The following is a 13,490-nucleotide window of genomic DNA, read 5'->3' as shown; positions in this document are numbered from 1 at the left end:
GTCCGCGGGCACCGGATCATCGGTCGAACCGGTAGCCCATACCGGGCTCGGTGACGAAGTGCCTGGGGTGCGAGGGGTCCGCCTCCAGCTTGCGGCGGAGCTGGGCCATGTAGACCCGCAGATAGTTGGTCTCCGTGCCGTAGGAGGGCCCCCAGACCTCCTGGAGGAGCTGTTTCTGGCTGACGAGGCGGCCGGTGTTGCGCACGAGCACCTCCAGGAGGTGCCACTCGGTCGGGGTGAGCCGTACGTCGCGGCCCTCCCGGTGCACCTTCTTGGCCACCAGGTCGACGGTGAAGCCCTCCGTCTCGACCATCGCGACCCCGCCGTCGTCGCCGGAGCCGACGGGCTCGGCGCGGCGGACGGCGGCGCGCAGCCGGGCGAGGAGTTCGTCCATGCCGAAGGGCTTGGTGACGTAGTCGTCGGCGCCCGCGTCCAGCGCCTCGACCTTCTCGTCGGAGGTCTGGCGCGCGGAGAGCACCAGGATCGGTACGCGGGTCCAGCCGCGCAGGCCCTTGATGATCTCCACGCCGTCCATGTCGGGCAGGCCGAGGTCGAGCACGACGACGTCGGGGTGGCGGGCGGCGGCGAGTTCCAGGGCGCTCGCGCCGTCGGCGGCGGCGTCGACCTCGTACTTGCGGGCCTTCAGGTTGATCACGAGAGCGCGCACGATCTGCGGCTCGTCGTCGACCACGAGCACCCTCACGGGCCCTCGGGGGTCTCCCCCGGCGGGAGGCGCCATGGTGGCCTGCCTTTCTGCTGGGGCCTGTCGTTCGGATCAGGCCGGATCAAGGAGCGCCCGCCGCGGTAGCGGCTGATGTCACGTTGGTGCGTGCGCTCTCAGGGCGGAGGAGAGAGGCATGGCGGAGCCATGCCGACCGACGACAACGCCGGGAGGGCGCGTGCCAGGGACCGCGAGCCCGGCCTGATCCGAACGGCGGGCCCCGGGCCGCCGGTCATGACACGACCTGTGCGGGTAGTTCGGGGCCGGCCGGCGCGAGGCCCGGTACGGCCGTGAGATCGAGGACCATGGTGAGTCCGCCGCCGGGGGTGTCCTCGGCGGTGAGGGTGCCCTCCATCGCGTCCACGAAGCCGCGGGCGACGGCGAGGCCCAGGCCGACGCCCGCCCCGCGCGGGGCGTCCCCGTGGCGCTGGAAGGGCTCGAAGATGCGTTCCTTGGCCTCGTCGGGGACGCCGGGACCGCGGTCCACGACCCGTACCTGTACGCGGGCGCCGAGCGAGCTGGCCGCGACGGTGACGCGGGTGCCGTCGGGGCTGTACTTGACGGCGTTCTCGACGATGTTGGCCACCGCGCGCTCCAGCAGGCCGGGGTCGACGGCCACCATCGGCAGCGACTCCGGGATGTCCAGGTCGACGCTGTCCTCGGGGACGCCGCCGAGCGCCATGGGGACGACCTCGTCCAGGTCGATCTCGCGGATCAGCGGGGTGACGGTGCCGGTCTGGAGCCGCGACATGTCGAGGAGGTTGCCCACGAGATGGTCGAGGCGGTCGGCGCCGTTCTCGATGCCTTCGAGGAGTTCGGCGTGGTCCTCGTCGGACCATTCGACGTCGTCGGAGCGGAGCGAGGTGACGGCGGCCTTGATGGCGGCGAGGGGGGTGCGCAGGTCGTGGCTGACGGCGGCGAGCAGGGCCGTGCGTATCCGGTTGCCCTCCGCGAGCCTGCGGGCGCCCTCGGCCTCGCCCACCAGGCGCTGGCGGTCCAGTACGACGGCGGCCTGGGCGGCGAAGGCGGAGAGCACGCGGCGGTCCTCGGCGGGCAGTACCCGGCCGGACAGCGCGAGCGCCATGTGGTCGCCGACGGGCATGTCGACGTCGGCGGCCTCGGGGCGGTCGACGGGCCGGGGTCCGACGCTGCCCGCGCGGGTCCACGGGTCGACGTCGCCGGCGCGTTCCAGCAGTGCCACGGACTCCATGGAGAACGTCTCGCGCACGCGCTCCAGCAGCGCGTCCAGGGTGGTCTCGCCGCGCAGCACGCTGCCGGCCAGGAAGGACAGGATCTCGGACTCGGCGCGGAGTCTGGCGGCCTGGTGGGTACGCCGGGCCGCGAGGTCGACCACGGACGCCACGGCGACGGCGACCGCGAAGAAGATCACGATGGCGACGAGGTTCCTGGGGTCCTGGATGGTGAGGTTGTGGGTCGGTGGGGTGAAGTAGAAGTTCAGCAGGATCGAGCCGACGGCGGCCGACGCCAGGGCCGGTCGCAGTCCGCCGAGCAGTGCGGCGAGGACGGTCAGGAAGAGAAAGAGCAGGACGTCGTTGGCCAGGCCGAGGGTGTCGTGCAGCGCGGTGAGCAGCAGCGTCAGCAGGACGGGTGCGACGACGCCGGCCAGCCAGCCGGAGATGATCCGGGAGCGGCCGAGGCGGGCGCCGTGCGCGACGGGCAGGCCCCGGCCCTTGGCGACCTCCTCGTGGGTGACGATGTGGACGTCCAGGTCGGGTCCGGACTCGCGGGCGACGGTGGCGCCGACGCCGGGCCCGAACATGTACTGCCAGGCCTTGCGGCGGCTGGAGCCGAGGACGATCTGGGTGGCGTTGACGCCGCGGGCGAATTCCAGCAGGGCTGAGGGCACGTCGTCCCCGATGACGTGGTGGAAGGTGCCGCCGAGATCCTCGACCAGGGTGCGCTGGACGGTCAGTTCCTTGGGCGAAGCGGAGGTGAGGCCGTCGCTGCGGGCGATGTAGACGGCGAGGATCTCGCTGCCGGATCCCTTGGCGGCCATGCGGGCGGCGCGGCGGATGAGCGTACGGCCCTCGGGCCCGCCGGTGAGGCCGACGGCGATGCGCTCGCGGGCCTGCCAGGTGGTGCGGATGTTGTGCTCGCCGCGGTACTGCTGGAGGTACTCGTCGACGCGGTCGGCGGTCCAGAGGAGGGCGAGTTCGCGCAGCGCGGTGAGGTTGCCGGGGCGGAAGTAGTGCGAGAGCGCGGCGTTGACCTTGTCGGGCTGGTAGATGTTGCCGTGCGCCATGCGGCGGCGCAGCGCCTGGGGCGACATGTCGACGAGTTCGATCTGGTCGGCCCGTCTGACCATCTCGTCGGGTACGGTCTCGCGCTGCCGTACGCCCGTTATCGACTCGACGACATCACCGAGTGACTCCAGGTGCTGGATGTTGACGGTGGAGACGACGTCGATCCCGGCCTGGAGCAGTTCCTCGACGTCCTGCCAGCGTTTGGGGTTGCGGGAGCCCGGCACGTTGGTGTGGGCCAGCTCGTCGACCAGGGCGACGGCGGGGCGGCGCTCGATGACCGCGTCGACGTCCATCTCGGTGAAGACGGTGCCCCGGTGCGGCAGCTCCCGGCGGTGGATCTGTTCGAGGCCCTGGAGCATGACCTCGGTGCGCGGCCGGTTGTGGTGCTCGACGAAGGCCACGACACAGTCGGTGCCGCGCTCGACGCGCCGGTGCGCCTCGGAGAGCATCGCGTACGTCTTGCCGACGCCCGGTGCCGCGCCCAGATAGATCCTCAGCTTGCCGCGTCCCATGGCCCCATTGTCTTCCCACCGAGCCGCCGCGTCCCGTCACGGCCTCGCGCTCGAAGCTACAGCCCAGGATGGCCCCGAAACGGACATTTGGCGGGGTGGGGGTCCGTCTTGACACGATTCTGATGATCCTGCGGCTACGGCCGCGGGGTCGGCTCGTGCTCCACGAGATGGCCGTCGGCGAGTTCGAGCACGCGGTCGGCGAGGCCGAGGAGCTGGGCGTCGTGGGTGGCCACCAGCGCGGTGACGCCCTCGCTGCGTACGACCGCGCGCAGCAGTTCCATCACGGCGAGGCCGGTCTCCGCGTCGAGCTGTCCGGTGGGTTCGTCGGCGATCAGCAGGGCGGGCCGGTTCGCGAGGGCGCGGGCGATGGCCACGCGCTGCTGCTGGCCGCCGGAGAGTTCGCCGGGCCGCTGCGCCGCGTGGTCGCCGAGGCCGACGAGGGCGAGCAGCAGCGCCACGCGCTCCTCGCGCTCGCGCGGGTCGGCCCGGCGCAGCCGCAGGGGTACGCCGACGTTCTCGGCGGCGGTGAGGATGGGGATCAGCCCGAAGGACTGGAAGATGAAGCCGATGCGGTCGCGGCGCATTTCGAGCAGGCCGCTCTCGCCGAGCGTGGCGAGGTCCGTGCCGTCGACGGTGATCTGTCCGTCGTCCGGGGTGTCGAGGCCGCCGACGAGGTTGAGCAGGGTCGTCTTGCCGGATCCGGAGCGGCCCTTGAGCGCGATCAGCTCACCGCGCGGCACGGTGAACGACACTCCGCGCAGCGCGTGGACGGCGGCGGCGCCGGTGCCGTACGAGCGGTGCAGGCCGGTCACCCGCACCATGGGGCCGGCCGTCCCGTCGACGACGGCCGTGCCGCTGCTGCTGGTCTCGGTCATGAGTGCTCCCCCGTGCGGTGCCGGATGCCGGGCGTCAGTATGTGCGGGACGTGTGCGGCCGGGCAATGGTGGCGGTCGCACGTACCGGTGGGCCGCGCCCCCGTCACGGGAGCGCGGCCCACCGGTGCGGGTCGAGCGTGTCCGGGCGTCCCCGGCGTGGGCCCCGGGAAGTCCCGGGGTCTCGGGCCCCTCGGGTCAGCGCACCTCGGTGATCTCGGGGCCGCGCTGAAGCTGCCCCATGCCACCGGCGAAGCGCGAGCCTTCCTGCTCCTCGGCCTGCTGGACGCCCTCGGCAACCATCTGTGCGTCGTCCGGCAGCTTCAGGACGATCGGGTCGCGGGGGGCCATCGGGCCCTCGCCGCGCACGACGACCGTGTCCTTGAAGATCTGCTCCAGCAGTCCGGCGGCCTCGGGCTGCACCGCGCCCTGTCCGGAGATCACTCCGCGCAGGAACCAGCGCGGGCCGTCGACGCCGATGAAGCGCACGAGCTGTACGCCACCGGTTCCGTCCGGGAGCTGCACCGGCACCTGGGCCCGGAGCTCCCAGCCGAGCGGGCCCTCGACCTCGTCGATGATGCCGCCCTGCTGCGTGATGCCCGAGGCGATCTCCTCGCGCACCTCGCTCCAGATGCCCTCCTTCTTGGGAGCGGCGAAGGCCTGGAGCTGTACGGCGCTGTCGCGTACGACCACGGTCGCCGCGACGATCGCGTCACCCGCGACCTCTACACGAAGCTCCATTCCGTCGACCCCGGGGACGTAGATGCCGCCCAGGTCGACCCGGCCCTCGTCGGGCTTGGAGACCTCGGAGATGTCCCACGGCCCGTCGGGCCTGGGAGCCGGGGGAAGGTTCACCCTGCGGGGCTGCTCGGCCCCGTCCTCCGTGTCATCGGCGTCGATGTCGTCGACGACCTGCTCGGCCTCGCCCGCCGTGTCATCGGCGGCACCGCTCTTCTTGCGACGTCCGAACACGTCACTGTCCTTCCCGGTCGGATACGACCGATGCGTATCGATTCCCGCCCTGTGAAGCGCCCACCGCGGCATGACCTCCGGTGGACCCGAAGCCCCCCTCGGCCCTTGCCGAGCCGGGAAGCTCCGCCACCTCGTGGAAGCGCACCCTCTCGACCTGCTGGACGACCAGTTGGGCAATCCGGTCGAACCGCTCGAACCGCACCGTCTCGCACGGATCGAGATTGACCACGATCACCTTGACCTCCCCACGGTACCCGGCATCCACCGTCCCCGGGGCATTCACCAAGGCCACCCCACAACGAGCGGCCAGCCCGGATCGCGGGTGCACGAAGGCGGCGTACCCGTCGGGCAGCGCGATGGAAACCCCGGTGGGCAGCACGGCGCGTTCGCCCGGAGCGAGATCGGCGGCCTCGGTGGTGACCAGATCGACGCCGGCGTCGCCCGGGTGCGCGTACGAGGGGAGCGGCACCTGCGGGTCGGTCCGGCGGATCAACACGTCGACAGGAGTGCCGGGGGCAGGACTCATGGGTTCACCTCGAAGGCGCGGGCGCGCCTGACCTGGTCGGGATCGGCCATGGCCACCCGGATCTCCTCCTGGCGGCCGTTGTCGATGAAATGGTCGACCTTGACCTCGACGAAGAGGGCGTCGGCGCGCAGCGCGACGGGTCCCTCGGGGCTGCCGAGCCGGCCGGTCGCGGAGCAGAAGATCTTGCGGCCGCTCACGGCGGTGGCCTCGGCCGCCAGGAACAGCACCGAGCCCACGGGTACGGGGCGGACGAAGTCGGTCTCCAGTTTCCCGGTCACCGCGACCACGCGCAGCAGCCAGCTGAGCGCGCCGAGCGACTCGTCGAGCGCGGTGGCGAGGACGCCGCCGTGTGCGAGGCCGGGGGCGCCCTGGTGGGCGGGGCGTACGGTGAACTCGGCCGTGATCGTGACGCCTTCGCCGGCCCTGGCCTGGAGGTGGAGGCCGTGGGGCTGCTCGTCGCCGCAGCCGAAGCAGTGCGCGTAGTGCGAGCCGAGCGGTTCACCGGGGGCGGGGGCGTCCGGGTGCCGTACCGGCGCTATGGCGTCGGCCGGCGGCGTCAGGGCCGGGGACCGGGCGGCGGAACGGGGGGTGTTCCCCCCGGAGGGCACAGTACTCACAGGCGCAGACCTTACCCGCGCGGCTACCCGCCGGTCGCACCGTGCCAAGCTTGGCTTCATGGAGCATTCAGCGGCGCCCTACGACGAACGTCTCACCGCACCGGGTTCCTGGTGGGTGATCACCGCGCTCGTCGCGCTCTCGGGCGGTCTGATCCTGCTGCCGCTGGGCACGGTGCCGATGCTCGGGGCGGTGGTGGTGACGGGTCTGCTGGCCGCGGTGGCCGTCAGCTCGTACGGCTCCGCGCGGATCCGGGTGGTGGCCGGTTCGCTGGTCGTGGGCGATGCCCGGATCCCGGTGGCGGCGCTCGGCGACGCCGAGGCGCTGGCCGGTGAGGAGGCGCGCGCCTGGCGTATGCACAAGGCCGATCCCCGCGCTTTCATGCTGCTGCGCAGCTACATCCCGACGGCGCTGCGGGTGGAGATCACGGACCCGGCCGACCCGACACCGTACGTCTATGTGTCGACGCGGAGCCCGAGGGCGCTCGCGGCGGCGCTGGACGCGGCGCGGCGGAGCGGGAGCGAGAAGAAGGAAGCGTCCGGCCCCGCTTGAGGGTCCGCCGGTCCAGGTCCTGCCTTCGAACTGGCGTCGTCCGCCCGCAGGGCGGGGCTCACGACCTCTGGTGCGTGCGATCGCAAGACGGAGGATCGCATCCGTACCGGGCGTACTCGGACAAGTACGACAACGCGGCGGGCGTGCGTGCCAGGGACCGCGAGCCCGGCAAGATCCAGACGACAGACCCTAGCGGCCCAGTTCCTTCGGGAGCTCGGGGGGCAGCATCTTCGGCTGCTCCAGCGGCGGCAGCGCGGGCAGGGCGTCCCAGGAGACCTGGCGTGCGCGAAGGTCCTTGCGGATGCGCTCGGCGACCTTCTGGGTGTCACGCCGGTTCATCATCGCGCCGACGGCCGCTCCGATCATGAACGGCACCAGGTTGGGCAGGCTGCGGACCGTGCGCTTCATGATCTGCTGGCGCAGTTCGCGCTTCATCCGGCCGGAGAGCGCCGAGTTGATCGTCGTCGGTTTCGTGATGTCGACGCCGCGTTCCTCGGTCCACGAGGTCAGATACGCGGTGCTGCGCTCCTTCAGATTGCCGGGCGGACGCAGGCCGTAGACCTCGTGCAGCTCGGCGATGAGTTTCAGTTCGATCGCGGCGACCGCCGTGATCTCCGCGGCCAGTTCGGCCGGCATCGCGGGCGGTACGGGCATCATCGCGACGGCGCCGATCCCGGCGCCCACGGTGGAGCTGCTGTTCGCCGCGCCCGCGACGAGTTTGTCGGCGAGCTCTTCGGGCCCGAGACCCGGGAACTGCCTTCGGAGCGTGGCCAGATCACGGACGGGAACGCGCGGTGCGTTGTCGATGATCCGGTCGGCGAGATGCGCGAGTCCCGCCCTGGCGCTCGCGCCGCCCTTCTGGATGCCCCGCCTGACCCTGCCCGGGCGCCGGGCGCCGCTCGCGGGCCCGTCCTGGCCGCCCTGTGCCGCTTCGAGCGAGGCCGGGAGGCCTCGCTCGTCGTCGTCGGATACGCCGGGGTGGGGCAGGAGAGCGGAGTGCTCGGCAGCGGGCGTGGTGCCTTCTGCCGGGCCCGGACCGCTCTGGGACGCCTCCGGCGCCTTCTCGCGCCGGAAACGCCGTTTCCTGGACGGTGTGTCACCTGCCACGGCCGACCGCTCCTCAGTCGCAGTCGCGGCAGATCGGCTGACCGTTCTTCTCCCGGGACAGCTGGCTGCGGTGGTGCACGAGGAAGCAGCTCATGCAGGTGAACTCGTCGGCCTGCCTGGGCAGTACACGAACCGACAGCTCCTCGTTGGAGAGGTCGGCCCCGGGCAGCTCAAGTCCCTCGGCCTGCTCGAACTCGTCCACGTCGACCGCGGATGTCGACTTGTCGTTCCGGCGAGCCTTCAGTTCCTCAAGACTGTCGGAATCGACGTCGTCGTCGGTCTTGCGTGGGGTGTCGTAATCCGTTGCCATGTCGCTTCTCCCCCTCTGGGTGTCATCGGTGTCTCAGCGCACGTAACGCGTGAGAGGCCGGACTTGTGCCCGACCTGAGGCGGAGATTTTGCCTCACATCAAGGTCTGTTACTCAATCGACACCCAACCGGACTCTTTCCGAGTGATCGGCTTTGGGTGCGAACCGGACCGTACACGGTCCGAATGTCGTACTTCACGGGCGCCACCCCGTGTACTTCCCGTGATCCCGACCCCCGGAAACCCGGATTTTCCCGGCTTTCCGTCAGGGGCTTGATCACAGAGAGTGCGAGGCTTGAATTCGCCTCTGTGATCGATCACACACGACCCAACCGGGAACGGGTCCCGAAAATTCCGCGCAAAGCGAACTTCGCTCCGATCCGGAGCGAAAGTTCAGACAGGCAGAGTGACACGCATCACGAGCCCGCCTCCCTCGCGGGGCTCCGCGATGATACGGCCCCCGTGGGCCCGCGCGACCGAGCGGGCGATCGACAGGCCGAGGCCCACGCCCTTGTCGCTGCCGGTGCGCTCCGTACGGAGGCGGCGGAACGGTTCGAAGATGTTGTCGATCTCGTACGCGGGAACCACCGGCCCGGTGTTCGACACCAGCAGCACCGCCTGACCGTGCTCCACCGCTGTCGTGACCTCGACCCAGCCCTCCTCCTTCACGTTGTAACGCACGGCGTTCTGTACGAGGTTGAGCGCGATCCGCTCCAGCAGGACGCCGTTGCCCTGCACGACCGCCGGCGCACGCTCACCACGGATCTCGACGCCCTTCGCCTCGGCCTCGCCGCGCGTCTGGTCGACGGCGCGGGTGGCGACCTCGGCGAGATCGACGGGCTTGCGCTCGACGAGCTGGTTGTCACTGCGGGCCAGCAGCAGCAGGCCCTCCACCAGCTGTTCGCTGCGTTCGTTGGTCGCCAGGAGCGTCCGGCCGAGCTGCTGGAGCTCCACGGGCGCCGCGGGGTCGGAGAGCTGGACCTCCAGCAGTGTCCGGTTGATCGCGAGGGGTGTGCGCAGTTCGTGGGAGGCGTTGGCGACGAAGCGCTGCTGCGCGGTGAAGGCCCGCTCCAGGCGCTCCAGCATCTCGTCGAAGGTGTCGGCCAGTTCCTTCAGTTCGTCGTCCGGGCCGTCCAGCTCGATCCGGCGGGCCAGGTCGGAGCCGACCACGCGGCGCGCGGTGCGGGTGATCCGGCCCAGCGGCGACAGGACCCGTCCGGCCATCGCGTAACCGAACGCGAAGGCGATGATGGACAGGCCCGTCAGGGCGAACAGCGAGCGGGTGAGCAGGTCGTCGAGCGCCTGCTGGCGCTGGGCGGACATGCACGCCTTGAGTGAAGCGTTCAGCTGGTCGTTGTTGACGGCCTCGTTCAGACCCGGACAAGTGGGGCTTGTCAGCTGGACATTGACCCCGGTCACCTTCAGGGCCAGTTCACTGCCCTCGTTGATGGCCTGCGCGGCCAGCAGATAGATGATCGACAGCAGCAGGATGCCGGCGATGAGGAACATCCCGCCGTACAGCAGCGTCAGACGTATCCGGATCGTCGGCCGGACCCACGGCAGGGCCTGGTCGGGCCGCCGGGGGTCCCAGGTCGGTTTCGGGGGCGCCGACGGCGGCGCCGGGGTCGTCGCCACGGGCATCAGATCCGGTAACCGGAGCCGGGCACGGTGACGATCACGGGCGGCTCGCCGAGCTTGCGGCGCAGCGTCATGACCGTGACGCGCACGACATTGGTGAACGGGTCGGTGTTCTCGTCCCACGCCTTCTCAAGAAGCTGCTCGGCGGAGACCACGGCGCCCTCGCTGCGCATCAGCACTTCGAGGACGGCGAACTCCTTGGGCGCGAGCTGGATCTCCTTGCCGTCCCGGAAGACCTCGCGGCGGTTCGGGTCGAGCTTGATGCCCGACCGCTCCAGGACCGGCGGCAGCGGGACGGTCGTACGGCGGCCGAGCGCGCGCACGCGGGCGGTCAGCTCGGTGAAGGCGAACGGCTTCGGAAGGTAGTCGTCGGCGCCCAGCTCCAGGCCCTCGACCCGGTCGCTGACGTCGCCGGACGCCGTGAGCATCAGCACACGGGTGGGCATGCCCAGTTCGACGATCTTGCGGCAGACGTCGTCGCCGTGGATCAGTGGGAGGTCCCGGTCGAGCACGACGACGTCGTAGTCGTTGACCCCGATCCGCTCCAGTGCCGCGGCGCCGTCGTACACGACGTCGACGGCCATGGCCTCCCGGCGCAGCCCGGTGGCCACCGCATCGGCGAGCAGCTGCTCGTCCTCGACGACGAGTACGCGCACGTCGAAGTCCTTCCTGTGGGGCCCATCGCCGGGGATCCGGGGAACCGGGCAGGTCGTAGCACTGGTTGTGCGGGCCCATCCTGCCCGCTACGCGCATAAACCGGCGGTAAGACAATGCCGTCCGTCCGGCATACGGAAGGAATACGCAAGATTCTTGAATGAGGAGAGGTTTCTCCCGGACACGCCCTGGGGATGACGAGTGCACACCAGAGATCACGCCCTTTACGTGGCATGCCACTACCCGCTCTGTCCCCCAGAGGGAGTGGTGCGTGATCGACCGCCGTCGGCACTTCCAGGTGCCACGTGACCACGACGTCGGCACACCCCCGTGCCATCGACCCACGCCGAGGGGGCGCAATGGACGCATTCACCGCAGGGCTTCTGCAGCGTATAAGGGCCACGGAATCCGATCTCACACGAGCTCGTGAGACGGGCGACGACTTCCTCGCGGAGGTCGAGCAGGAGGAGCTGGAGGACCTGCACCGCCTCGCCGCCGAGCACGGCGTTCAGTTCGGCGCCGCGAACGTGTGACCCGCACGGGAAGGACCCCGGTGCCATGGGACGGCGCCGGGGTCCTTCCATGTCCGGGTGGGGTCGCTCGGCGCCGGGTGGCCGCCGCGGGGCCGGTCGGTGCCGGATCTGCCGGTGCGAGGTCGCGGCGGATCAGTCGTGCCAGGCGCCGTACTCCTCCAGCAGCGCCTGGAGCGGTTCGAAGACGCCGGGGGTGGCCGCCACCGTGAGATCGCCGTCGGCCGGGGCGCCGGGACGGCCGCCCGTCAGCGCGCCCGCCTCGCGTGCCACGAGATCGCCGGCCGCGAGGTCCCACGGATACAGCCCGCGCTCGTAGTAGCCGTCCAGCCGGCCGGCGGCGACGTCGCAGAGGTCCACGGCGGCCGAGCCGCCGCGCCGGATGTCCCGCAACTGCGGGATCAGCCGCGCCGCCACGGACGCCTGGTGGGCGCGGACGGTGGTGACGTAGTTGAAGCCCGTCGAGACCAGCGCCTGCTCCAGCGACGGTGCGGGGCGGCAGCGCACCGGCCGGTCGTTGAGGTACGCGCCGCCGCCGAGCACGGCCCGGAAGGTCTCGCGGCGCATCGGGGCCTCGACGACGCCGACGAGCGTGACGCCGTCGCGTTCGGCGGCGATGGAGACGGCCCAGGTCGGCAGCCCGTACAGGTAGTTGACGGTGCCGTCCAGCGGGTCGATCACCCAGCGGACACCGCTGCTGCCCGCCGAACTGGCGCCCTCCTCACCGAGGAAGCCGTCGTCGGGGCGGTTCTCGGCGAGGAATCCGGTGATCAGCTTCTCGGCCGCGATGTCCATCTCCGTGACGACGTCGATGGGGCTGGACTTCGTCGCGGCCACGCCCAGGTCGGCGGGGCGTCCGTCGCGCAGCAGCGCCCCGGCCCGGCTCGCGGCCTCCAGGGCGAGGGCGAGCAGTTCGCAGGTGAGGGCGTCGTTGTCGACGTCCGGGCGGGACTCGGTCACGGGCAGGTCACTCCTCGGGAGGGCACCGGGCGGTGGGACGGGTGGCGGGCGTACGGGACGTGGGAGACGCCGGCGTACGGGACGCCGGGCGCGGGACGTCAGGCGTACGGGCTGTCGGCGCCCGCGGCGGCCGGCCGGGGCGCCCTCGCGGGGCAGCAGCCGACCGGGCAGACGTCGTGGCTGGGACCGAGCGCCCCGAGCGCGCACCGCTCCACCGGACGCCCGCGCTCGGTCGCCGCACGCTCCAGGAGCAGATCGCGTACGGCCCCGACGAACCGCTCGTCGGCGCCGACCGTCGCCGAGCGCCGGACCGGCAGGCCGAGTTCGGCGGCCTTCGCCGCGGCCTCGGTGTCGAGGTCGTACAGCACCTCCATGTGGTCCGAGACGAACCCGATGGGCACCATCACGACCGCCGGGGCCCCCGCGCCGTGCAGGGCCTCCAGGTGGTCGCAGATGTCGGGCTCCAGCCACGGGATGTGCGGGGCGCCGCTGCGGGACTGGTAGACGAGCCGCCAGGGGTGCTCGACACCGGTCTCCTCACGCACCGTGTCGGCGATCAGTCGTGCCACGTCGAGGTGCTGGGCGACGTACGCGCCGCCGTCGCCGTGGTCCTCGGCGCGGCCCGAGGTGTCGGCCGCGGCCACCGGCACGGAGTGCGTGGTGAAGGCGAGGTGGGCGCCCGCGCGCACCTCCTCGGGAAGGTCCGCGAGGGACGCGAGCACGCTCTCGGCCATGGGCCGTACGAAGCCGGGGTGGTTGAAGTAGTGCCGCAGTTTGTCGACGCGGGGCGGCTCCAGGCCCTCGTCCACGAGCGTGGCGAGCGCGTCCGCGAGGTTCTCGCGGTACTGGCGGCAGCCGGAGTAGGAGGCATAGGCGCTGGTGGCCAGGACGGCGACGCGGCGCCTGCCGTCCCGGGTCATCTCCCGCAGGGTGTCGGTCAGATAGGGCGCCCAGTTGCGGTTGCCCCAGTAGACGGGCAGTTCCAGGCCGTTCTCGGCGAAGTCCGTGCGCAGGGCCTCCAGCAGGACGCGGTTCTGCTCGTTGATCGGACTGACCCCGCCGAACAGGAAGTAGTGCTGCCCGACCTCCTTGAGCCGCTCCTCGGGGATGCCCCGGCCACACGTCACGTTCTGCAGGAACGGAACCACGTCGTCCGGGCCTTCGGGGCCGCCGAAGGACAGCAGGAGAAGGGCGTCGTAGGGTGAAGTCGCACGCTGTTCGGGCATGTCCCGATCCTGCCATCCGCCGCTGGGCGGGGGT

The 13,490-nt window shown here is 71.3% G+C and carries 14 protein-coding genes; 2 read left to right on the top strand and 12 right to left on the bottom strand.

The window, feature by feature from the left end; translation table 11 throughout:
* Nucleotides 1-16 precede the first annotated feature (16 nt).
* The 6 genes from SSPS47_RS26200 to SSPS47_RS26175 form a co-directional block, all read right to left on the bottom strand.
* Entirely contained in the window at nucleotides 17-739 is a 723-nt protein-coding gene (locus tag SSPS47_RS26200; protein ID WP_164253104.1) for a response regulator, read from the bottom strand.
* A 214-nt stretch (nucleotides 740-953) separates the two neighbouring features.
* Nucleotides 954-3,497: a sensor histidine kinase KdpD gene (locus SSPS47_RS26195; protein ID WP_164253103.1), complete on the bottom strand. Its 2,544-nt coding sequence runs from the start codon at nucleotides 3,495-3,497 to the stop codon at nucleotides 954-956.
* A gap of 134 nt (nucleotides 3,498-3,631) precedes the next feature.
* Nucleotides 3,632-4,372 (bottom strand): ABC transporter ATP-binding protein, encoded by a 741-nt coding sequence (locus SSPS47_RS26190; RefSeq protein WP_147878713.1) that lies wholly within the window; start codon nucleotides 4,370-4,372, stop codon nucleotides 3,632-3,634.
* A 195-nt stretch (nucleotides 4,373-4,567) separates the two neighbouring features.
* Complete coding sequence (locus SSPS47_RS26185; protein WP_147878714.1) at nucleotides 4,568-5,341, bottom strand: DUF3710 domain-containing protein; 774 nt, start codon at nucleotides 5,339-5,341, stop codon at nucleotides 4,568-4,570.
* Between the two features lies 1 nt (nucleotide 5,342).
* Nucleotides 5,343-5,867, bottom strand: a complete 525-nt coding sequence (dut, locus tag SSPS47_RS26180) for a dUTP diphosphatase (RefSeq protein ID WP_164253102.1) — start codon at nucleotides 5,865-5,867, stop codon at nucleotides 5,343-5,345.
* Nucleotides 5,864-6,484 carry a PaaI family thioesterase gene (locus SSPS47_RS26175; protein WP_239065048.1) on the bottom strand — a complete coding sequence of 207 codons (621 nt, stop codon included), beginning with the start codon at nucleotides 6,482-6,484 and terminating at the stop codon, nucleotides 5,864-5,866. Before SSPS47_RS26175 ends, dut begins: the two co-directional genes overlap by 4 nt.
* 58 nt (nucleotides 6,485-6,542) lie before the next feature.
* Here SSPS47_RS26175 and SSPS47_RS26170 point away from each other — a divergent pair, with 58 nt between their 5' ends.
* Nucleotides 6,543-7,034, top strand: a complete 492-nt coding sequence (locus SSPS47_RS26170; protein WP_147878717.1) for a DUF3093 domain-containing protein — start codon at nucleotides 6,543-6,545, stop codon at nucleotides 7,032-7,034.
* Nucleotides 7,035-7,223: 189 nt separating this feature from the next.
* On the opposite strand, the gene SSPS47_RS26165 is transcribed toward SSPS47_RS26170, so the two are convergent.
* From SSPS47_RS26165 to SSPS47_RS26150, 4 genes are all read right to left on the bottom strand, one after another.
* Nucleotides 7,224-8,141 carry a hypothetical protein gene (locus tag SSPS47_RS26165; RefSeq protein ID WP_164253100.1) on the bottom strand — a complete coding sequence of 306 codons (918 nt, stop codon included), beginning with the start codon at nucleotides 8,139-8,141 and terminating at the stop codon, nucleotides 7,224-7,226.
* Between the two features lie 13 nt (nucleotides 8,142-8,154).
* Nucleotides 8,155-8,451 (bottom strand): DUF4193 domain-containing protein, encoded by a 297-nt coding sequence (locus SSPS47_RS26160; RefSeq protein WP_023538148.1) that lies wholly within the window; start codon nucleotides 8,449-8,451, stop codon nucleotides 8,155-8,157.
* 390 nt (nucleotides 8,452-8,841) lie between these two features.
* Nucleotides 8,842-10,083 carry a HAMP domain-containing sensor histidine kinase gene (locus tag SSPS47_RS26155; RefSeq protein ID WP_147878719.1) on the bottom strand — a complete coding sequence of 414 codons (1,242 nt, stop codon included), beginning with the start codon at nucleotides 10,081-10,083 and terminating at the stop codon, nucleotides 8,842-8,844.
* 5 nt (nucleotides 10,084-10,088) lie between these two features.
* Nucleotides 10,089-10,742, bottom strand: a complete 654-nt coding sequence (locus SSPS47_RS26150) for a response regulator transcription factor (protein WP_023538150.1) — start codon at nucleotides 10,740-10,742, stop codon at nucleotides 10,089-10,091.
* Between the two features lie 357 nt (nucleotides 10,743-11,099).
* Between SSPS47_RS26150 and SSPS47_RS34915 the strand changes: the two genes are divergently transcribed.
* A complete protein-coding gene (locus tag SSPS47_RS34915) occupies nucleotides 11,100-11,273 on the top strand; it encodes a hypothetical protein (RefSeq protein WP_187280419.1) in 174 nt (57 codons plus the stop codon).
* Between the two features lie 132 nt (nucleotides 11,274-11,405).
* Here SSPS47_RS34915 and SSPS47_RS26145 read toward each other — a convergent pair whose 3' ends face one another.
* On the bottom strand, nucleotides 11,406-12,230 hold the full coding sequence (locus tag SSPS47_RS26145; protein ID WP_164253099.1) for an inositol monophosphatase family protein: 825 nt from the start codon (nucleotides 12,228-12,230) through the stop codon (nucleotides 11,406-11,408).
* Between the two features lie 98 nt (nucleotides 12,231-12,328).
* Entirely contained in the window at nucleotides 12,329-13,456 is a 1,128-nt protein-coding gene (locus SSPS47_RS26140; protein ID WP_164253098.1) for a ferrochelatase, read from the bottom strand.
* Between the last annotated feature and the right edge of the window lie 34 nt (nucleotides 13,457-13,490).

Source organism: Streptomyces sp. S4.7 (assembly GCF_010384365.1).
Taxonomy (GTDB): domain Bacteria; phylum Actinomycetota; class Actinomycetes; order Streptomycetales; family Streptomycetaceae; genus Streptomyces.
The sequence above is the reverse complement of the archived record's forward strand: the minus strand, read 5'-3'. Positions and strand labels throughout refer to the sequence as shown.